20 protein-coding genes are annotated in these 19,022 nt (G+C 65.1%); 16 read left to right on the top strand and 4 right to left on the bottom strand.

Annotation, left to right across the window (positions count from 1 at the left end; translation table 11 throughout):
* Window positions 1-2,142 (top strand): RNA degradosome polyphosphate kinase, encoded by a 2,142-nt coding sequence (locus F4U94_RS11330; protein WP_120250875.1) that lies wholly within the window; start codon window positions 1-3, stop codon window positions 2,140-2,142.
* The gene (locus F4U94_RS11325; RefSeq protein WP_120250874.1) at window positions 2,139-3,662 is read left to right on the top strand and encodes a Ppx/GppA family phosphatase; all 1,524 of its coding nucleotides are present in this window, start codon (window positions 2,139-2,141) and stop codon (window positions 3,660-3,662) included. Before F4U94_RS11330 ends, F4U94_RS11325 begins: the two co-directional genes overlap by 4 nt.
* 36 nt (window positions 3,663-3,698) lie before the next feature.
* Here F4U94_RS11325 and F4U94_RS11320 read toward each other — a convergent pair whose 3' ends face one another.
* Window positions 3,699-5,828 carry a prolyl oligopeptidase family serine peptidase gene (locus tag F4U94_RS11320; RefSeq protein ID WP_120252171.1) on the bottom strand — a complete coding sequence of 710 codons (2,130 nt, stop codon included), beginning with the start codon at window positions 5,826-5,828 and terminating at the stop codon, window positions 3,699-3,701.
* Window positions 5,829-5,942: 114 nt separating this feature from the next.
* Here F4U94_RS11320 and F4U94_RS11315 point away from each other — a divergent pair, with 114 nt between their 5' ends.
* From F4U94_RS11315 to F4U94_RS11280, 8 genes are all read left to right on the top strand, one after another.
* Entirely contained in the window at window positions 5,943-6,575 is a 633-nt protein-coding gene (locus F4U94_RS11315; protein ID WP_120250873.1) for a queuosine precursor transporter, read from the top strand.
* Window positions 6,576-6,600: 25 nt separating this feature from the next.
* Complete coding sequence (gene argB, locus F4U94_RS11310) at window positions 6,601-7,518, top strand: acetylglutamate kinase (RefSeq protein ID WP_120250872.1); 918 nt, start codon at window positions 6,601-6,603, stop codon at window positions 7,516-7,518.
* 9 nt (window positions 7,519-7,527) lie between these two features.
* Window positions 7,528-8,094: a DUF1993 domain-containing protein gene (locus F4U94_RS11305; RefSeq protein ID WP_120250871.1), complete on the top strand. Its 567-nt coding sequence runs from the start codon at window positions 7,528-7,530 to the stop codon at window positions 8,092-8,094.
* A gap of 105 nt (window positions 8,095-8,199) precedes the next feature.
* Entirely contained in the window at window positions 8,200-8,514 is a 315-nt protein-coding gene (locus F4U94_RS11300) for a YggT family protein (protein WP_120250870.1), read from the top strand.
* A 12-nt stretch (window positions 8,515-8,526) separates the two neighbouring features.
* Window positions 8,527-8,853 carry a DUF167 domain-containing protein gene (locus F4U94_RS11295; RefSeq protein WP_120250869.1) on the top strand — a complete coding sequence of 109 codons (327 nt, stop codon included), beginning with the start codon at window positions 8,527-8,529 and terminating at the stop codon, window positions 8,851-8,853.
* Window positions 8,850-9,743: a bifunctional methylenetetrahydrofolate dehydrogenase/methenyltetrahydrofolate cyclohydrolase FolD gene (gene folD / locus F4U94_RS11290; protein WP_120250868.1), complete on the top strand. Its 894-nt coding sequence runs from the start codon at window positions 8,850-8,852 to the stop codon at window positions 9,741-9,743. Before F4U94_RS11295 ends, folD begins: the two co-directional genes overlap by 4 nt.
* Window positions 9,740-10,414: a YybH family protein gene (locus F4U94_RS11285; RefSeq protein ID WP_170271928.1), complete on the top strand. Its 675-nt coding sequence runs from the start codon at window positions 9,740-9,742 to the stop codon at window positions 10,412-10,414. Before folD ends, F4U94_RS11285 begins: the two co-directional genes overlap by 4 nt.
* Window positions 10,411-11,028: a MarC family protein gene (locus tag F4U94_RS11280; protein WP_120250867.1), complete on the top strand. Its 618-nt coding sequence runs from the start codon at window positions 10,411-10,413 to the stop codon at window positions 11,026-11,028. The genes F4U94_RS11285 and F4U94_RS11280 overlap by 4 nt, the downstream gene beginning before the upstream one ends.
* A 198-nt stretch (window positions 11,029-11,226) precedes the next feature.
* On the opposite strand, the gene F4U94_RS11275 is transcribed toward F4U94_RS11280, so the two are convergent.
* Window positions 11,227-11,907 carry a YiaD family glycine zipper/OmpA-like lipoprotein gene (locus tag F4U94_RS11275; protein WP_120250866.1) on the bottom strand — a complete coding sequence of 227 codons (681 nt, stop codon included), beginning with the start codon at window positions 11,905-11,907 and terminating at the stop codon, window positions 11,227-11,229.
* 152 nt (window positions 11,908-12,059) lie between these two features.
* Here F4U94_RS11275 and F4U94_RS11270 point away from each other — a divergent pair, with 152 nt between their 5' ends.
* Window positions 12,060-13,376 (top strand): hemolysin family protein, encoded by a 1,317-nt coding sequence (locus tag F4U94_RS11270; RefSeq protein ID WP_120252169.1) that lies wholly within the window; start codon window positions 12,060-12,062, stop codon window positions 13,374-13,376.
* Window positions 13,377-13,515: 139 nt separating this feature from the next.
* On the opposite strand, the gene F4U94_RS11265 is transcribed toward F4U94_RS11270, so the two are convergent.
* Together F4U94_RS11265 and F4U94_RS11260 are read right to left on the bottom strand one after the other, a co-directional pair.
* Window positions 13,516-14,094, bottom strand: a complete 579-nt coding sequence (locus F4U94_RS11265; RefSeq protein ID WP_120250865.1) for a GNAT family N-acetyltransferase — start codon at window positions 14,092-14,094, stop codon at window positions 13,516-13,518.
* A 33-nt stretch (window positions 14,095-14,127) separates the two neighbouring features.
* A complete protein-coding gene (locus tag F4U94_RS11260) occupies window positions 14,128-14,754 on the bottom strand; it encodes a c-type cytochrome (protein ID WP_120250864.1) in 627 nt (208 codons plus the stop codon).
* 173 nt (window positions 14,755-14,927) lie between these two features.
* Between F4U94_RS11260 and F4U94_RS11255 the strand changes: the two genes are divergently transcribed.
* The 5 genes from F4U94_RS11255 (at window position 14,928) to F4U94_RS11235 (ending at window position 19,017) form a co-directional block, all read left to right on the top strand.
* Window positions 14,928-15,818 carry a prephenate dehydratase gene (locus F4U94_RS11255; RefSeq protein ID WP_120250863.1) on the top strand — a complete coding sequence of 297 codons (891 nt, stop codon included), beginning with the start codon at window positions 14,928-14,930 and terminating at the stop codon, window positions 15,816-15,818.
* Between the two features lie 94 nt (window positions 15,819-15,912).
* Entirely contained in the window at window positions 15,913-16,641 is a 729-nt protein-coding gene (locus tag F4U94_RS11250; protein WP_120250862.1) for a sterol desaturase family protein, read from the top strand.
* An 80-nt stretch (window positions 16,642-16,721) separates the two neighbouring features.
* Window positions 16,722-17,075, top strand: a complete 354-nt coding sequence (locus F4U94_RS11245) for a DUF2141 domain-containing protein (RefSeq protein ID WP_120252168.1) — start codon at window positions 16,722-16,724, stop codon at window positions 17,073-17,075.
* An 86-nt stretch (window positions 17,076-17,161) separates the two neighbouring features.
* Window positions 17,162-18,007, top strand: coding sequence for a MipA/OmpV family protein (locus F4U94_RS11240; protein ID WP_120250861.1), 846 nt, complete (start codon window positions 17,162-17,164; stop codon window positions 18,005-18,007).
* A gap of 98 nt (window positions 18,008-18,105) precedes the next feature.
* Window positions 18,106-19,017, top strand: coding sequence for a tetratricopeptide repeat protein (locus tag F4U94_RS11235; RefSeq protein ID WP_120250860.1), 912 nt, complete (start codon window positions 18,106-18,108; stop codon window positions 19,015-19,017).
* Window positions 19,018-19,022 lie beyond the last annotated feature (5 nt).

Here is a 19,022-nt window from a genome sequence, read left to right as displayed (position 1 = left end):
GTGGCCGAAGCCGATCCCTCCGCCAGCATGGCGCTGCCCAGCGACCGTTATTTCAACCGTGAGCTGTCCTGGCTGGCGTTCAACCAGAGGGTGTTGGAGGAGGCGATGAACCGCGCCCATCCGCTGCTGGAGCGGTTGCGGTTCCTGTCCATTTCCGGCGCCAATATGGACGAGTTCTTCTCCGTCCGGGTTGCGGGCCTGAAGGGGCAGCAGTTGCAGAATGTCGATCTGCGCTCCGCTGACGGCCTGACCCCCGCGCAGCAGCTGGCGGCGCTCACCGAGGAAAGCACGCGGCTGATGATCGCGCAGCAGAAGGTGTGGGGCGCGGTGCATGACGAGCTGGCGCAGGTGGGGATCGAGGTCATCGGCCCGTCGAGCGAGATGGACGTGGGTTGCGCCCAATGGCTGCGCGAACATTTCCTGACGCAGATCTTCCCGATCCTGACGCCGCAGGCGCTGGACCCGGCCCATCCCTTCCCCTTCATCCCCAATCAGGGGCTGTCGATCATCTTCGACCTGGAACGACTGTCGGACAAGCAGCCGATTCGCGAGCTGGTGATGATCCCGCCGTCGCTGGCGCGGTTCGTGCGCATTCCGGGCGATCCCGCGCGCTACATGGCATTAGAAGCGGTGATCCGTCGCTTCTCGGCTGATCTGTTCCCCGGCTATCGCGTGCGCAACAGCGGCGTGTTCCGCATCATCCGCGACAGCGACATCGAGATCGAGGAAGAGGCCGAGGATCTGGTCCGCCATTTCCGCAGCGCGATCAAACGGCGCCGGCGCGGCCGGGTGATCCGCATGGAAATAGAGGAGCGCATCCCCGAGCCGGTCGAGGAGATGTTGCAGGACATGCTCCAGGGCCATGAGGCCGTGGTGGTCGAGGTGGAAGGTTTCGTCGGCATCGGCGACCTCAACGGGATCGTGGACGCCGACCGGCCCGACCTGAAGTTCGAGCCTTATGTGCCGCGCTTTCCCGAGCGGATCGCCGAATATGGCAGCGACTGTTTCGCCGCGATCCGGGCGAAGGATATCGTCGTCCATCACCCCTATGAGGCGTTCGACGTCGTCGTATCCTTCCTGAAACAGGCAGCGTCGGACCCCGATGTGGTGGCGATCAAGCAGACTCTGTATCGCGCGGGCAAGCAGTCGGCGATCATCCGCGCGCTGATCGACGCGGCGGAGGCGGGCAAGTCCGTGACCGCCGTGGTCGAGTTGAAGGCGCGGTTCGACGAAGAGCAGAATCTGATGTGGGCCGACGCGCTGGAGCGGGCGGGCGTGCAGGTGGTCTATGGCTTTATCGACTGGAAGACCCATGCGAAGATTTCGATGGTTATCCGGCGCGAGGGCGAGCAGTTTCGCAGCTACTGCCATTTCGGCACGGGCAATTATCACCCGATCACGGCGCGCATCTATACCGATCTGAGCTTCTTCACCGCCGATCCGGCCTATAGCCGCGATGCGGCCGCGCTGTTCAATTACATCACCGGCTATGTCGAGCCCAAGACGCTGGAAAAGCTGGTGATGAGCCCGCGCGACCTGCGCAATACGCTGAGCGGCCTGATCGATGCGGAAATCGAGCATGCGCGGGCCGGGCGACCGGGGACGATCTGGGCCAAGATGAATAGCCTGGTCGATCCGGCGATGATCGAGAAACTCTATGCGGCGAGCAATGCGGGGGTGCAGGTCGACCTCATCATCCGGGGCATATGCTGCCTGCGGCCGGGCGTGCCGGGCATGTCTGAGAATATCCGCGTGAAATCGATCGTCGGCCGTTTTCTGGAGCATAGCCGCATCGCGGTGTTCGGCAACGGCAAGACGCTGCCCAATAATGGCGCGAAGGTCTTCATCAGTTCGGCCGACTGGATGCAGCGCAATTTCGACCGGCGGGTCGAATTCATGGCGCCGATCGAAAACTCCACAGTGCATGACCAGATTTTGGACCAGGTGATGGTCGCCAATCTGATCGACACCGAACAAAGCTGGTCGCTGGATAGCGATGGCCATTACACGCGGCTGGAGCCGGGCGACAAGCCGTTCAACCTGCACCGATATTTCATGACCAACCCGTCGCTGTCCGGGCGCGGGGCGGCGTTCGATACGGAATCGGTGCCGACGCTGCGCCTGCGGGGCCTGACTGCATGAATTCGATGCTGAGCCGCGTGCGCGCCGTCGCCGAGAGCATGGCGACATCGCCCGAGCCGGCCCATGCCCGCACCGCCATCATCGACATCGGGTCGAACAGCGTGCGTCTGGTGGTTTACGACGGGCCGCGCCGCATCCCCTTCATCCTGTTCAATGAAAAGGTGATGGCGGGGCTGGGCGCGTCGCTTGCCAAGACCGGCGCGATCGAACCGGAAGCGATGGATCGCGGACTGCGCGCCGTGGGGCGTTTCGCCCATCTGTGCCGGGCGATGAAGGTCACGGAAATACGCTGCGTCGCCACGGCGGCGGTGCGGGATGCGACCAATGGCGGGGAATTTATCGCCCGCGCCAAGGAGATGGGCCTGACCGTCGAATTGCTGACCGGCGCGCAAGAAGCGATCGGCGCGGCGATGGGCGTATTGTCCGGCATTCCCGGCGCGGACGGCATCGTCGGGGATCTGGGTGGCGGCAGTCTGGAACTGGCGCGGGTACGAAATGGCGCGGTCGAGCAGACCATATCGCTGCCGCTGGGCGTGCTGCGCCTGCCGCAGATTCGCGCCAAGGGGCCACGCGCGCTGGAGCGGACGGTCGCCAAGATGCTGGAGAAGGCAGGCTGGGCCGTGGAGCCGGACCTGCCTTTCTATCTGGTCGGGGGGTCGTGGCGCGCGCTGGCGCGGTTCGACATGCAGCTGACCAGCTTTCCCCTGCCGGTCGTCCATCAATATGAGATGAGCGCGGCGCGGGCCGAGCAGCTGACCCGGATCGTCAGCCATGTCGACCGCACCCGGTTGAAACAGATACCGGCGATGACCGGATCGCGCGTGCCGACATTGCCGGATGCGACGGCGCTGCTGTCCATCGTGGTGCGGCAGTTGAAGTCGAGCCGGATGATCGTGTCGGCCTATGGCCTGCGCGAAGGGCTGCTGTACGAGGCGTTGCCGGAGGATATCCGCGCGCATGATCCGCTGCTGGTCGCGGCCGAGGCGGAAGGGGAGGCGCAGGCGCGCTTTCGCGGCCATGGCGACCGGATCGACCGCTGGATCGCGCCGCTGTTTCCCGACGACGATGCCGTTGCCCGGCGTATCCGCCGCGCCGCCTGTCTGCTGGCTGACGTCAGTTGGCGCGCCAACCCGGATTTTCGGGCGGAGCGGGGCGTGGAGATTGCGCTGCACAGCAATTGGGTGGGCATCACCGCGACCGAGCGGGTGATGCTGGGGCAGGCATTGCACAGCCATTTCGGCGGCGGGGTGGCTCCGCCGGCAGGGCTGGACCATGTCGCCACGCCCGATGTCCTGCGACGCGGGGCGCTGTGGGGGCTGGCGATCCGATTGGCGCAGCGATTGTCGGGTGGAGTCGAAGGGCCGCTCGCCGTGTCGCATCTGGAACTGAAGGGTGAACGGATCGACCTGCATCTGCGCGATGGCGATGCCGATCTCTATGGTGAAGCGGTCGAGCGGCGGTTGCGCAATCTGGCGCAGGCGATGGGACTGAAATATCAGCTGTTGAGCGCGCAGGCGTAAAAGGCCGGGGCGACCCGCAGGCCGCCCCGTTTCCGGTCACTTCTTTTTTGCGTCCACCAGTTCCTTCGTCAGGAAGGCGTGGAGCAGGGCGGCGCGCACGGCGTCTTCGGCATGGTCGGCGCCGACCGAATGGCCGCCTTCCCGATATTCATGATAATAGACGGTGCTGCCGGTGCCCATCAGTTTTGCCGCCATCTTGCGGGCGTGGCCGGGATGGACCCGGTCGTCCTTGGTCGACAGGTAGAAGAAGGCGGGCGGATAATGCACGCCGGTCTTCACATTCTGATAGGGCGACCATTTGGAGAGAAAGGCCCAGTCGGAAGGTTTGTCCGGATCACCGAACTCCGCGACCCAGGAGGCGCCGGCCGAGAGGTGCGAATAGCGTTTCATATCCTCCAGCGGCGATCCGGCGATGACGGCGCCATAAAGGTCCGGGCGCTGCGTCATCGCCGCGCCGACCAATACGCCGCCATTGGACCGGCCGGAAATGCCGATACGCCCCTTCATCGACACGCCGGTCTTCACCAGATCCTCCGCCACGGCGGCAAGATCGTCGAAGGCGTTCTGGCGCTTTTCGCGCAGCGCGGCCTGATGCCAGGTCGGGCCATATTCGCCGCCACCCCGGATGTTGGCGAGGACATAGGCATTGCCATCCTCCACCCAGAACAGGCCGAGCGGCCCGGCGCGATAGGGTTCGGTGGTGAGATAGGCGGGCGTCTGCGCCGCGCGGAAGCCGCCATAGGCATGGATGAAGGCGGGGACCGGGCCCTTCACCCCCTTCTTGCGGGCGAGGAAATAGGGGATGCGGGTGCCGTCTTTCGACGTGGCGAAACGCTGTTCGACGGTGAACTGGCTGGCGTCGAAGCGGGCGGGCAATTGCTGCACGGTGCGGGCCGGGCCGGATGCGCCGGCCGCCATCAGGCTGGGCGGGGTCAACATCCCTTCGAACGAGGCGAATACCATGTCCTGACTGTCGGCCGTGCCGACCAGATGGACCGTCGCCTTGTCGGCGAGCGGGACCGGGCGGCTGGTCCAGCGGCCGGTCGCAGCGTCGCGGGTCATGGCGAGCAGTGCGCCCGATACATTGTCCAACTGCTTGACCCAGAGGATATGGTCGGTGGCGCGCACTTCCTCCACCACGGTCGTCGCGGTGGGTTTGAGCACGAGTTGCGGGGCGCCGGCCTTGCCCGCCGCGACGTCCGCGATGGGCCAGGAGACGAGCGATCCGGCGGGGATGTCGCCCAGCGGATCGTTCAGCAGCACGATCATCTGGCCGTCGAACAGACCGCGGAAATCGGCAGTTTCGGGAAGGGGCGTGCGGACCAGCTTGCCACCTGTGCCCTCTACATAAAGCTCGCTGGCATAGAAGCTGAGGCCCCGGTCGATGAAGGTCCAGCGGCGGTCGCCATCCTGCTCCGCGCGGGGACGGACGGAAATGTCGGCGGCGACGCCTTCCTTGACCAGCGTGGCGGCCGATAGCGGCGTGCCGCGCTTCCAGCGCTTGACCTGACGGGGATAGCCCGAATCGGTGAGCGTGCCGGCGCCATAATCGGTCGCGACCAGCAGCGTGTCCCGATCCGCCCAGGCGACATTGCTCTTGGCTTCGGGCAGGGCGAAGCCGTCCTTCACGAACTGGCCGGTGGTCAGGTCGAATTCGCGCACGACATCGGCGTCGGTGCCGCCGGGGCTGAGCGAGACGAGGCAGCGGCTATAATCGGGGGCAAGGCAGTCGGCATTGTGCCAGACCCAGCTCTTGCCCTCCGCCTTGCCCAGCGCATCGACGTCGATGATCGTCTTCCAGTTCGGCTTGCCCGCAAGATAGGAGGCGAGGTCGCTGGAGCGCCAGAGGCCGCGCGGATTTTTGGCGTCGCGCCACAGGTTGGTGACGCGGTCGCCCATCACCCGGTCGGGCAGGGCGATCTGGCTTTCATCGTCCAGGATGGCGCGGGCGCGGGCGCGATCCCGTTCGAAGGTCGGCGCGGCGCGCAGCAGCCGGTCGGTCTGCCCATTCCACTGTTCGACCTGGGCGATCGCCTTGGCCCCTTCGATATCCTCCAGCCAGAGGAAGGGATCGTCGGTAGTGGCCGGCGCGGCAGCGATGAGGGCGGGGGTGGAAGCGATGGCGATGGCCATGAGGGCGGAGCGAAGCGTCAGCGATTTTTTCATGGGGTGGAGGGATAGGCCAAGCGTCAGGCGGCCGCCAAGGGCAAATCGGACCAGCCGCTTCATCGTGCCGTCCGCCATCTTCCCCCGCCGCATAAATGTCGGTAAGGGCAGCCGATGACTGCTTCGCCCGCGCCCATCAGCCGTTCGCTCTTCGTCTTCTCCATCCTCTATGGCGGCATGGTCTGCATGGCCGGTGTGTTGGGGGTGAAGCAGGTGGCGCTCGGGCCATTGGCGGTGGAGGCGGGGATCTTCGCCTTCCTGTTGCTGGTGATCCTGTCGAGCGCGGTGTCGGAGCTTCACGGGCAAAAGACGGCGACGGCGCTGGTGCGGTTGGGTTTCGTGCCGCTGCTGGTATCGGCGGCGCTGATCCATATCGTCATCGCGCTGCCCCATGATCCGGGCATGTATCCGCCTGCGGTCGACGCCTTCCCGATCGTGGTGGGGCAGGGATCGCGGATGATGCTGGCGGGCCTCATTTCCTATGGCACGTCCCAGACGCTGAACGTCTTCATCTTCTCCAAGCTGGCGCGGGGCGAGGGCAAGCTGGTGTGGCTGCGCGGCATGATCGCCAGCGTCGTATCGCAGATCGTCGATACGCTGCTGTTCATCACCATTTCTTTCCTGGGCGAACGGCCGATCATGGACCTGATGGTCGGGCAGATGATTGCCAAGGTGATCCTGTCGATCATTTTGGTGCCGCCGCTCATCGCGCTGGCGGTATCGTTGGGGCGCAAGCTCGACCGTTAACTTGCGGCGGCGGCCATAAGGCCGTATGCGCGCGCGCATGAACAGCAAGCACGCTCCCGATCCCGCGCTCCTCGCGAAGGCAGAAACCCTTGTCGAGGCGCTGCCCTATATGCAGCGATATGCCGGCAAGACCTTCGTCGTCAAATATGGCGGCCATGCGATGGGCGACCCCGAAGCGGCGCGCGATTTCGCCGAGGATGTCGTGCTGATGAAGGCGGTGGGCATCAATGTCGTCGTCGTCCATGGCGGCGGGCCGCAGATCGGCGCGATGCTCAAGAAGCTGGGCGTCGAATCGCAGTTTATCGGCGGTCTGCGCGTGACCGACGCCGAAACCGCCAAGATCGCCGAAATGGTGCTGGCCGGGTCCATCAACAAGGAAATCGTTGCCTGGATCGCTGGTGCGGGTGGCCGTGCTGTCGGCATTTCGGGCAAGGACGGGGGCCTGGTCCTGTGCGAGAAGGTCGCGGGTAAGCGCGAGGCGGACCCCAATTCGGGGATCGAGCGCAATGTCGACCTGGGCTTCGTCGGCGATCCGGTGGCGGTCGATCGCCGCATTCTGGACACGCTGGCGCAGGCCGGCATCATTCCGGTGGTCGCGCCGGTGGGGATCGGCATCGACGGCCATACCTATAATGTGAATGCGGACACGATGGCGGGTGCGATCGCGGCGGAGCTGAAGGCGTCGCGCTTCTTCCTGCTGACCGATGTGGCGGGCGTGCTGGACAAGCAGGGCCAGTTGCTGAGCGACCTGGACCCGGCCGCGATCGAGATATTGCAGAATGACGGCACGATCAGCGGCGGCATGATCCCCAAGCTGGAAACCTGCGTCCGCGCGGTCGAAGGCGGGGTGGACGCCGCCGTCATCCTGGACGGCCGGGTGCCCCATGCGATGCTGCTGGAAATCTTTACCGATCAGGGTGCCGGTACGCTGGTGCGGAAATAAGGGCTACATATGACGCTGACCGCGCTGATCGTTCCGACCTATATCCAGATGCTGGGTTCGCTGTCGGGCTGGCTGGACAAGGCGCAGGGGCAATTGCCCGCCGCCGACGCCGAGGCGTTGCTGTCGGCGCGGCTGGCGCCCGACATGTATCCGCTGGCGACGCAAATCCGCTTCGCCTGCGTGCAGGCGCATGAGGCGGTGCATCGGTTGCAGGGCAAGGCGTTTCCCGCCTATCTGGACGCGCTATTGAACGAAGGGCGCGATGCGGGGGAGCAGCCTGGATCGATCGCGACGGCGAAGGCGCGGATCGATGAGGCCGTCGCCTTGCTGCAAAGCCTGTCGGGCGATGCGCTGGACGGGGCTGCCGGTACGGCGATCGCGCATGCGCTGCCCAACGGCATCATCCTGGACCTGACCGCGGAAGAATATGCGCGGGACTGGACGCTGTCCCAATTCTATTTCCATGTCATGACCGCTTATGCGATCCTGCGCGCGCAGGGTGTGTCGCTGGGCAAGGCGGACTATGTGGCGCACATGTTCGGCCATATCCGTCCCGGTACGATGCCGACGGGCTGACCTGTCGTTGCTAGAATAAGCGTGCGTCGGATGCTTGTCCCGGCGGCGCCCCACCGCTAGATACAGCGTCACATTCGCGGCAGCGCAGCATGGAAGGCCGGTAGCTTGTTCGAATTTCTCAACGCCTTGAACGGCATCGTCTATATCGTGCTGGAAGCGATCTGGTGGATCATCATCGTACAGGCGGTGCTGAGCTGGCTGATCGTGTTCAACGTGATCAACACCTCCAACGAATATGTCCGCAACGGCCTCTATGCGCTCGATCGGATGACCGAGCCGCTTTACCGCCCGGTGCGCAAGTTCATGCCGGATCTGGGCGCGCTGGATCTGGCGCCGATGGTGGTGCTGCTGGCAATCATCATCCTGCAAGGGCCGGTGCGTGAGAATCTGTTCGCGGCGCTGATGCGGGCGGTGGCCTGAGCGCTGTCTGGCCTGAACGCTGTCTGGAGTGCGGGTGGTGACGACCTGCTGCTGAGCGTCCGGTTGACGCCGGGATCGGCGAAAGAGGCGATTGGCGGCGACTGGACCGATGCGCAGGGCGCGCGGTGGCTGTCCGCTCGCGTACGGGCCGTGCCCGAAAAGGGCCGGGCCAATGATGCGCTGATCGCGTTGCTGGCGAAACGGCTGGATTGGCCGCGCAGCGCGATTTTGCTGGAATCGGGCGATACCAACCGGCTAAAGCGGTTGCGGATTATCGGCGGCGGCGGGGCACAGGCGCGCCTGACCGCCCTTATTGCAACATGGGTAGAACAGACATGACCATCGGCAAGATCATCGACGGCAAGGCCTTTGCCGCAACCCTGCGCGACAAGGTGGCCGACGGCGTCGCCGGCTTCGTCGAGGCGACGGGTCGCAAGCCGGGGCTGGCGGTGGTGTTGGTGGGTGAAGATCCGGCAAGCAGCGTCTATGTCCGGTCCAAGGGCAAGATGACGGTCGCGGCCGGCATGGAAAGCTTCGAATTCAAGCGGCCCGACAGCATCGGCGAAGAGGATCTGCTCGACCTGATCGAGGAGTTGAATCAGGACGAGCGGGTCGACGGCATCTTGGTTCAGCTGCCGCTGCCCAAACATATCGATGAAGCCGCCGTGATCGGGGCGATCGACCCGGCCAAGGATGTCGATGGCTTCCATGTCGTCAATTCGGGGCTGTTGGCGACGGGGCAGGAGGCGCTGGTGCCCTGCACGCCGCTGGGCTGCATCATGCTGTTGAAGGATGAACTGGGCGACCTGTCGGGGCTGGAAGCCGTGGTGGTGGGCCGGTCGAACATCGTCGGCAAGCCGATGGCGCAGCTGTTGCTGGCCGAAAGCGCGACGGTGACGATCGCGCATAGCCGGACCCGCGACCTGGCCAGCGTCGTGCATCGCGCCGACATCGTCGTCGCTGCCGTGGGTCGGGCCGAGATGGTCAAGGGCGAATGGATCAAGCCGGGCGCGACCGTGATCGATGTCGGCATCAACCGCATCGCCGATGGCGAGGATGGCAAGAGCCGGATCGTGGGCGACGTGGCGACGGCCGAAGCGCTGGCCCATGTCCGCGCCATCACCCCGGTGCCGGGCGGCGTCGGGCCGATGACCATCGCCGTGCTGCTGCGCAACACGCTGGTCGCGGCGCATGCGCGCGCTGGCCTGGCCAAGCCGGCGGACCTGTGAAGGCGCGGCGGACGCTGCTGATTTTCGGTGCGGCGATGTTGGTCGCCGCGCCCGTTTCCGCGCGCCCGCCACTGCGCTTCCAGCCCGATCCCAGCAGCGTGATCGCGGCGGAGATCGCCTTCAACCGGCTGGCGCAGGACAAGGGGCAATGGACCGCCTTCGCCCAGACCGCCGCAGACGACGCCGTGATGTTCGTGCCGCAGAAGGTGGTGGCGAAGGATTGGCTGAGGAAGCAGGCCAATCCGGCGGCATCGGTCAGCTGGGCGCCATCCATCGTCTATGTGTCGTGCGGTGGCGATCTGGCCGCCAGCACCGGCAACTGGAAGCGGCCGGACGGATCGGTCGGCTATTTCACGACCATCTGGCGGCGCGACAAGAAGGGGCGCTGGCAATGGATCATGGACCATGGCGACACGCTGAGCGTGGCGCGGGAGGCGCCGGAATTTCTGACCGGCAAAGTCGCGACCTGCAAGCGGTCGGAGAGCGCGCCGATAGCGTCGCCGCCCGCTGGCAAACCCAAGAAGGGCGATGCGCCTCCACCGCCGCCCGACGAGAGCCTGGTCTGGAGCGCCGATGTGGCGACCGACGGCAGCCGCCATGTCAGCGTGCGGATGTGGACGGGCAATGATTATCAAACCGTGATCGACGATAGAGTGAAGGCCGGATCATGATCGAATTGTTCATTTCCGCGTTCATCACGCTGTTCGTGGTGATCGATCCGCCGGGCTGCGCGCCCATCTATGCCAGCCTGACCACGGGCGCCAATGCGGTGCAGCGGCGGGCGATGGCGATCCGGGCCGTCTGCATCGCCGCCGCGATCCTGTTCGTGTTCGCCCTGTGGGGCAAGCAGCTGCTCGGCACGCTGGGCATCGCGCTCGACAGTTTCCGCATCGCGGGCGGCATCATGCTGTTCCTGATCGCGATGGACATGGTGTTCGAGAAGCGGACCGAACGGCGCGAGGACCGGGCGCAGAAGATCGCCGAAACGCCGGAGGTGGAGGATGTCTCCGTGTTCCCGATGGCGATGCCGATGATTGCCGGGCCGGGGTCCATCGCGACGGTCATGCTGCTGATGTCGCGCGCCGATGGCATGGCGCAGCGCATGGTGGTGCTGGGCGCGATGCTGGTGACGTTGTTGCTGATGCTGGGGTCGCTGCTGGCGGCGGGACCGCTGATGGCGCTGCTGGGGCGCAAGATCGAGGCGGTGATTACCCGGCTGCTGGGCGTGCTGCTGGCGGCGCTGGCGGCGCAGTTCGTGATCGACGGGTTGAAGGCGAGTTTTTGAAGCTGGATCTTACACCGTTCGTGCTGAGTAGGGGCTGAGCTTGTCGAAGCCTCGTATCGAAGCATCACGCGCTGGGCATGACCCTTCGATACGCCATTTCGACTTTGCTCAATGGCTACTCAGGACGAACGGATAATTTATTAGACTGATATCGGGTGAAGCTGTCATCCCGCTCTTTGTCGAGATGACAGCTGAGCATTACCCCTTCACATCGGCTTCCGTTACCGGGGCGATCTTGATTTCGACGCGGCGGTTGGCGGCCTTGCCTTCTTCGGTCGCGTTGGATGCGATCGGCTGCGTCTCGCCAAAGCCGCGGGTGCCGATGCGGGCGGACTGGACGCCCTTGCTCACAAGATAGGTGGCGACCGACTGGGCGCGGCGTTCGGACAGGGTCTGGTTATAGGCGTCCGCGCCATCGCTGTCGGTATGGCCGTACACGTCGATATAGGTTTTGGGATATTGCGACAGGACCGAGGCGACGTCGTTCAGCGTCGGCTGGAATTGCGGCTGAACATCCGACTTGTTGTAGGCGAAGGTGATGCCCGAGGGCATGCGCAGCAGCAGATTGTCGCCGTCGCGAATCACGTCCACGCCGCTGCCGGCAGTTTCTTCGCGCAGCTTGCGTTCCTGGGCGTCCATATAGGCGCCGATGCCGGCGCCAGCGACCGCGCCGATGCCCGCGCCCAGAATCTTCTCCGTACGGTCGTTGCGACCGCCGACCAGATCGCCCAGCAGATAGCCGCCCAGCGCGCCGCCGATGCCGCCGATCGCCGCCTTCGATATGCTGCGCTGACCGGTTTCGGGGTCGGTGGTGCAGGCGGTGGTGGCGAGCATGGCGGCAAGGCCTGCGGCGCCGATGATGCGGTGAGAAATCCTCATGGTCCTGTTCCCTTGTCTTTTCGTCCGTTCGGGGCCGAATCTAACCCTTAATGGCCGAACGAAAGCGTTTGTTCCACATGCGAACTGAACCGATGATGATGGCGATGTTGTGAAATTGAAAGAATAGCGGTTATAGGAGGTAGTTGACCACCATGGCCACGATCCCCCCCCTCAATCCGACGCCCTTCCCCTGGGCAGACCTTGTCATCATCCTGGCGCTTGTTGCGCTCAATGGTGTCTTTGCCATGTCCGAACTGGCCATCGTATCGGCGCGCAAGCCGCGCTTGCAGGCGATGGAGAAGGCGGGGCGCAGCGGGGCGAAGGCTGCGCTGGCGCTGGCGGCCGATCCGGGGCGGTTCCTGTCCACGGTGCAGATCGGCATCACCCTGATCGGCATCGGCACGGGCGCCTATTCGGGTGCCAGCCTGGGCGGGCCGGTGGGCGAACGCATGCAGATGCTGGGCCTGGCGCCCAATCTGGCGGAAAATGCCGGTTTCGCGCTGGTGATCGGCCTGACCACCTATGCGTCGCTAATCGTGGGCGAATTGGTGCCCAAGCAGTTCGCGCTGCGGGCGCCGGAGCCGATCGCGGTGCTGGTCGCCGTGCCGATGCAATGGCTGGCGAAGCTGACCGCCCCGATCGTGTGGATATTGGACGGGTCGAGCAGCCTGATCTTCAAGCTGTTGCGACTGGATCGCGAATCGGAAAGCCATGTCACCGCCGAGGAGCTGCACCTGATCGTCGCCGAGGCGAGCAAGTCCGGCGTGATCGAGGAAAGCGAGCGGGCGATCATTTCGGGCGTCGTGCGGCTGGCCGACCGACCGGTGCGCGAGGTGATGACGCAGCGCATGGATGTCGACTGGATCGATATCGCCGCCGACGAAGCCACCATCCGCAGCCGCTTGCTGGAAACGCCGCACACCCGCCTGCCGGTGGGGCGCGGGTCGGTGGAGGATATTATCGGTATCGTCCAGGCGCGCGACATCATGACCGCGCTGTTCCGGGGCGAGGCGCTCAATCTGGAAAGCCTGATGCGCCGGGCGGAGGTCGTGCCCGATCAGGTCGATGCGATGGATGCGCTGGAAGTGCTGCGCCGGTCCGACGTGCCGATGGTGATGGTGCATGACGAATATGGCCATTTCGAAGGGATCGTGACCCCGGCGGATCTGCTGTCGGCGATCGCCGGCCATTTCGCGTCCGACCGCGACGCCTATGACGAGCCGGACATGGTCGAGCGGGAGGATGGCAGCCTGCTGGTGTCGGGGCAGATGCCGATCGACCAGCTGGCCGAGCGGATCGGCATCGACCTGTCGGAGGACCGCGACTATGCGACCGTGGCGGGCCATGCGCTGTGGCTGATGCGGCGACTGCCGGAGGTCGGCGACTATATCGACGATCAGGGATGGCGATTCGAAATCGTCGACATGGACGGGCGCAAGATCGACAAGCTGCTGGTGGCGGAGCGGTAATAGTGGGCCCCGGCCTGCGCCGGGGAACGGAAAAGCCAAGGCGCGTTTGTGTAAGGCTTGGCGGGAGTGACGCCGCTCTGAGCCGATTCCATGCCGCCAAAAAAGTCTAGCGTGAAGGCCGTGGGGCCTTTCGAAGATTCTAAAGCGTCTTCACCCAGAATTGCATGGCGTGGTCGCTGGCGGCCTCTTCGCCCGGTTCCTTCCAGTTGAAATGGCCGATCAGGCCATCGACGGGCGCATAGCCGCGTTTATGCCAAAAGGGGTCGAGCGGGCTGTAGTCCGCCGGGCGGGCCGGGTGGTCGGTGGGGCGGATCACGGCGCAGAAGCTGGCCATGGCAAAGCCCAGTTCGCGGGCCTTGGCTTCGCGGCGGTCGAAAAAGGCGTGGCCGACGCCATGGCCGCGCCATTGCGGCAGCAGCACCGATTCCCCGAAATAATAGATATTGCCGATATCCATGCCGCGTGCGCGGAAGGGTTCGGCGAAGGCGGCGGCGTGATCGGCCATGGGGGCGGCGGTGGCGGCACCGACCAGCTGTTCGCGCCCGTCCACCTGTGCGAAAGCGCCAGCGATCAGCGCGCCCGGACTTTGCGCATAGGCGGTCAGATAGCCGCGTTCATAACCGCCGCTGCCTTCGTAGAGATAGGGATAGTCGCGGAAGACGGCGATGCGCAGCTGCGCCAATGAATCGAGCGCGGCAACCAGTGCCGCGCCCGTCAGATCGCGTATATCAATGTTGCCGGCGATTGCCGCTTACTCGCTGGCGTTGGCGGCGTTTTCGGCCGGGGCGGCAGCATTGGCTGCGTTGCCGGCTTCGGCGGCATTCGCGCCTTCCGCAGCGGCCGGGGCCGCGTCGGCGGCCGGCAGCGGCAGGTTGGACCCCTGCGTGTTCAGCCAGGCGATGAGGTTGGCGCGATCGGCCGGATTGCCGAGGCCGGCGAAGGTCATCTTGGTGCCGGGGGCAAATTCGCGCGGGCTTTTCAGCCAGTGATCCAGCGCTTCGAAGGTCCAGCTGCCGCCCTTGCCCTTGAGTGCTTCGGAGAAGGCGAAGCCGGCCTTGCCATGGCCGATTTCCTCACCGACCGTAGCGTAGAGATTGGGGCCGATGCCGTTGGCGCCGCCCTGGTTGACGGTGTGGCAGGCGGCGCATTTGGCGAAGACCTTTTCACCGGCGGCGACGTCCGCGCTGGCGAGCAGGGTGTTGAGGCCGGGGCCGCTGGCCGCGCCGGCTTCACCCTCTGCTTCGACGCCTTCGATGGCATAGCCCATCTTTTCGGGCCGTTCTTCGTGGAAAATCTTGGAGCTTACGATCGCGCCGCCTAGCGCTACGATCCCTGCAAACAACGCCCAACCCGCTGCGGTATTGAAACGATCGCTCATCTCGCCAGACTTCCCTTGCCTTATTGTTATGGCGGCTGTCTTCCGCGCCCCCTCTTGTGGGTTGCCATAATGGGGGATACGCGCAGGCGCAAGCCGGGTTCATCCCTATTGTCATGGAAGGGCGTGCCGATACTTGCGCGGGGACGGGGGAAATCCTAAGCGCGCGGGCATCCATGGAAAATTATCCCGCCCCCGCCCGCGCGATCGTCGCCGACCTTGCCGCCAAGGCCGCGATCGATCCGACCCGCGCCGTCGCCTATCAGGGCGCGCCCGGCGCCAATTCGCATCTGGCGGCGCTCGGCTACGCCCCCGATTGCGTGCCGCTGCCCTGTTTCGCGTTCGAGGACGCGATCGACGCGGTGCGCAGCGGCCTGGCGGCGCGGGCGATCATCCCGATCGAAAACAGCCTGCACGGGCGCGTGGCGGACATGCATTTCCTGCTGCCCGAATCGGGCCTGTCGATCATCGACGAATATTTTCTGCGCATCCGCCATTGCCTGATGGCGCCGGACAACAGCCCGGTGAAGAGCGCGATCAGCCATCCGCAGGCGCTGGGCCAATGCCGCCATTATCTGCGCGAACGGGGCATTCAGCCGGTCGCCTATGCCGATACGGCGGGCGCGGCGGCGCTGGTGGCGGAAACGCGCACGCCCGGCGAAGGGGCGATCGCGCCCTATCTGGCGGCGGAATTGTACGGTCTGCGCCTGATCGCGGAGAATATCGAGGATAGCGACGACAATATGACGCGCTTCCTGGTGCTGGCGCGCGATCCCAAGCTGCCGACCGCCAATGTCGGGCCGGTCATGACGACATTCCTGTTCGAGGTGAAGAATATCCCGGCCGCGCTCTACAAGGCGATGGGCGGCTTTGCGACCAACGGGGTCAACATGACCAAGCTGGAAAGCTATCAGCGCGGGGCGAGTTTTGCCGCGACCGAATTCTTCTGCGATATCGAGGGGATGCCGGGCGACCCGGCGGTCGACCGCGCGCTGGCGGAGCTGGAATTCCATACGAAATGGGTGCGGCAGCTGGGTAGTTATCGGCAGGCGCGACCGCGGACCTGATATGTCTGTTCCCCGGCGAAGGTCGGGGTCCAGAGTGTGATTTGCGGGCTGCTTCTTCTTTCGCCCGCGCGTAACCGCGCCTATAGCCCCTGCCATGGTCGCAGCCATCATCCTGTCCGCTCTTGCGATGAGCGCCATTGTCGGCGGGCGATACCTGTTGGCGAGCGGCGGTTTTGCGCTGGCGACGCGGATCAGGCAGCCGGGCCTGTATCGCGGGCTGGAAAAGCAGATGGGGCGGGAGATCGGCTGGTCGCTGCTGTCCGCGCTGATCTATGGCGTGCCGGCGGGCGTGGTCGCCTGGGGCTGGCAGGCGCGGGGATGGACGCGCATCTATGAGCAGGTCGGCGATTATCCGCTCTGGTGGTTGCCGGTGTCGCTGCTGCTCTATCTCGCGCTGCATGACACCTGGTTCTACTGGACGCATCGCTGGATGCACCGGCCGCGCCTGTTTCGTGTCGCCCATGCGGTGCATCATGCCAGCCGGCCGCCGACGGCGTGGGCGGCGATGAGTTTCCATCCGTGGGAAGCGCTGACCGGGGCTTTCGTGATTCCTGTGCTGGTGCTGCTGATCCCGATCCATGTCGGCGTGCTGGGCGCTGTGCTGACGATCATGACCGTCATGGGGGTGAGCAATCATATGGGGTGGGAGATGTTCCCGCGCTGGATGGTGCGCGGGCCGCTGGGCGGATGGCTGATCACCGCGACCCATCATCAGCGGCATCATGATCAGTATAATTGCAATTACGGGCTTTATTTCCGCGTCTGGGACCGGCTGTGCGGCACCGATAAAGGTCTGGGCGATTTCAGGAAGGGGCGCGGGTGAAGGCTGGATTTTGGGTGCCGATAGTGGCGCTGGCAGGACTGACGGCGGCGGCGCCGGCGGGGCAGTCGCAGCCGATCGGCATGACGCTGGACGGGCTGCGATCGGCCAAGGGGCAGATATTGGTGTGCGTGACCCGCACGGCGGCCTTCTTCCCCGACTGCACCAAGGATCCGGAGAAGCGCCATTTCGCCGTGCCGGTGAAAAACGGGCCGATCCCGCTCGGCGCGCTGGTGCCGGGCGACTATGCCATCGCGATCATCCATGACGAAAATGGCAATGGGAAGCTGGACACCTTTGCCGGCATTCCGCGCGAGGGCGTGGGTTTCTCCCGCAATCCGGTGCTGCGCTTTGGCGCGCCCAGCTTCAAATCGGCCAGTTTTCCGGTCGTGGGCGCGCCGGTGGAGCAGGCGATCACGCTGAAATATTTCCTGTGATGCACCGCCGTCTTGTGGGGCGGGGGAACCGCTAAGCCCCTCGAAACATTCTAGGCCCTGAACGCATCTTCATAAACAGGGCTATCATGGATCATTTCCGCTGCCGACTGGCCGCGACATTCGTCGTGGCCCAACTGCTTGTCGCGCCCGCCATGGCGCAGGAAGAGGAGCAGCATAGCACGCTGACCATCGGCGCCGGGATCGCGGCCATCCCCAGCTATGAAGGGTCCGACGATTATCGCGTGATGCCGTTGGTGCAGGCACGCGGCAAGGTGCATGATTTCGCCTTCTGGACGCGCGGCACGGCGCTCTATGTCGATGCCATCCCCGATCCGACCGGTACGGGCGTCGATTTCGAACTGGGGCCGGTGGTCAATGTCCGGCTGGACCGCACGAGCCGCAAGGCGATCCGCGACGATGCCGTGCGTGCGCTGGGCAAGCGCGACGTGGCGGTGGAGGTCGGCGGCTTCGTCGGCGTCGGCAAGACCGGGGTGATCACCAGCGATTATGACAATCTGTCGGCGCGCGTGGCGGTGACCAAGGATGTGGCGGGCGCGCATGGCAGCTATGTCGTGACGCCCACGATCGAATATTTCACGCCCTTGTCGCTGACGACGTTCGTGGGCGCTTCGGTGTCGGCGGAATATGTCGGCAAGAAATATGGCCGCTATTATTTCGACATCACGCCGCAGGAGAGCCTGGCCAGCGGGCTGGACGTCTACAACCGGGCTGGCGGATCGGGCTTCAAGCGGCTGAACGTCAACCTTTCGGCCGGCAAGTCGCTGTCGGGCGACCTGCGCAAGGGCTGGGCGATATTCGGCGTGGCCGGCTATTCCCGCGTTCTGGGCAAATATGCGGATTCGCCGATCGTCGCGGACGCCGGATCGCGCAACCAGTTCGTCGGCGCACTGGGTATCGGCTACACCTTCTGACGCTTTCCTGCCCTTTCGTCTTGTCCGCAAGGGGTGACGCCCCACATAAGGCGCGGTATGACGGCGGTGAATGACCGCATTGGCAGGAGATTATAAGCGTGGCGACCCTGGGATTGAGCGAGGCTGACAAGGCGGCCGTGGAGGCGTTTCGCCAGGATGTGGTCGAGCCTTCGCGCACGAGCCTGGTGATCGTCGATTTCTGGGCCGAATGGTGCGGCCCGTGCAAGCAGCTGACCCCGGTGATCGAGAAGGTGTGCGCGGAATATGCGCCCAAGGGCGTGAAGCTGGTCAAGGTCAATGTCGACGAAAATGGCTTTATCGCCAGCCAGTTCCGGGTGCAGTCGATCCCGACCGTCTATGCCGTGTTCCAGGGCCAGCCGGTCGCCGACCTGAGCCAAGCGCGGACCGAAGGGCAGCTGAAGCAATATCTGGATCAGCTGCTGTCGCAATTGCCGATCGAATCCGACGAAAAGGCGCAGCTGCAGGAAATCGCGCCGCTGATCGCCATGGGTGAGGAAGTGCTGGCGGCTGGCGATGCCGAACGCGCCCTGTCGGTGTTCGGCCAGCTGGCCGAGATGGTGCCCGACAATGTCGAGGTGGCGTCCGGTCTGGCGCGGGCGCTGGTGGCGCTGGGGCAGCTGGACGAGGCGGAAGCGGTGCTGGCCGCGCTGCCCGCCGATGTCGCGAAGAATGTCGCGATCGACCAGGCGCGTGCCGCGATCGCCCTGGCGCGGGACGTCAAGCCGGTGGCCGACCTGTCGGGCGTGCAGGCGCGAGTGGATGCCGATGGCGACGATCATGAGGCGCGGTTCGAGCTGGCCGGCGGCTTGATGGCCAATGGCGATCGCGACGGCGCGGCCGAAGCGCTGCTGGAGATCGTGCGGCGCGACCGGGCGTGGAATGACGGTGCGGCGCGGGCGCAATTGCTGACCATATTCGACGCGGTGGGTCTGGAAGATCCGTGGGTGTCGGCGCAGCGGCGCAAGCTGTCGCAGATCCTGTTTTCGTAACGCGC

The sequence above is a fragment of the Sphingobium limneticum genome (genome assembly GCF_008710155.1).
In the GTDB taxonomy this organism is placed as follows: domain Bacteria; phylum Pseudomonadota; class Alphaproteobacteria; order Sphingomonadales; family Sphingomonadaceae; genus Sphingobium; species Sphingobium limneticum.
Note: the sequence above shows the minus strand (reverse complement) of the source record. Positions and strands in the feature narration are given on the sequence as shown.

Coding starts and splice junctions, on each gene's coding strand:
- F4U94_RS11325 (WP_120250874.1), top strand. CDS start 2,139: ATGAATTCGATGCTGAGCCGCGTGCGCGCCGTCGCCGAGAGCATGGCG.
- F4U94_RS11320 (WP_120252171.1), bottom strand. CDS start 5,828: ATGAAAAAATCGCTGACGCTTCGCTCCGCCCTCATGGCCATCGCCATC.
- F4U94_RS11315 (WP_120250873.1), top strand. CDS start 5,943: ATGACTGCTTCGCCCGCGCCCATCAGCCGTTCGCTCTTCGTCTTCTCC.
- argB (WP_120250872.1), top strand. CDS start 6,601: ATGCGCGCGCGCATGAACAGCAAGCACGCTCCCGATCCCGCGCTCCTC.
- F4U94_RS11305 (WP_120250871.1), top strand. CDS start 7,528: ATGACGCTGACCGCGCTGATCGTTCCGACCTATATCCAGATGCTGGGT.
- folD (WP_120250868.1), top strand. CDS start 8,850: ATGACCATCGGCAAGATCATCGACGGCAAGGCCTTTGCCGCAACCCTG.
- F4U94_RS11280 (WP_120250867.1), top strand. CDS start 10,411: ATGATCGAATTGTTCATTTCCGCGTTCATCACGCTGTTCGTGGTGATC.
- F4U94_RS11275 (WP_120250866.1), bottom strand. CDS start 11,907: ATGAGGATTTCTCACCGCATCATCGGCGCCGCAGGCCTTGCCGCCATG.
- F4U94_RS11270 (WP_120252169.1), top strand. CDS start 12,060: ATGGCCACGATCCCCCCCCTCAATCCGACGCCCTTCCCCTGGGCAGAC.
- F4U94_RS11260 (WP_120250864.1), bottom strand. CDS start 14,754: ATGAGCGATCGTTTCAATACCGCAGCGGGTTGGGCGTTGTTTGCAGGG.
- F4U94_RS11255 (WP_120250863.1), top strand. CDS start 14,928: ATGGAAAATTATCCCGCCCCCGCCCGCGCGATCGTCGCCGACCTTGCC.
- F4U94_RS11250 (WP_120250862.1), top strand. CDS start 15,913: ATGGTCGCAGCCATCATCCTGTCCGCTCTTGCGATGAGCGCCATTGTC.
- F4U94_RS11245 (WP_120252168.1), top strand. CDS start 16,722: ATGACGCTGGACGGGCTGCGATCGGCCAAGGGGCAGATATTGGTGTGC.
- F4U94_RS11240 (WP_120250861.1), top strand. CDS start 17,162: ATGGATCATTTCCGCTGCCGACTGGCCGCGACATTCGTCGTGGCCCAA.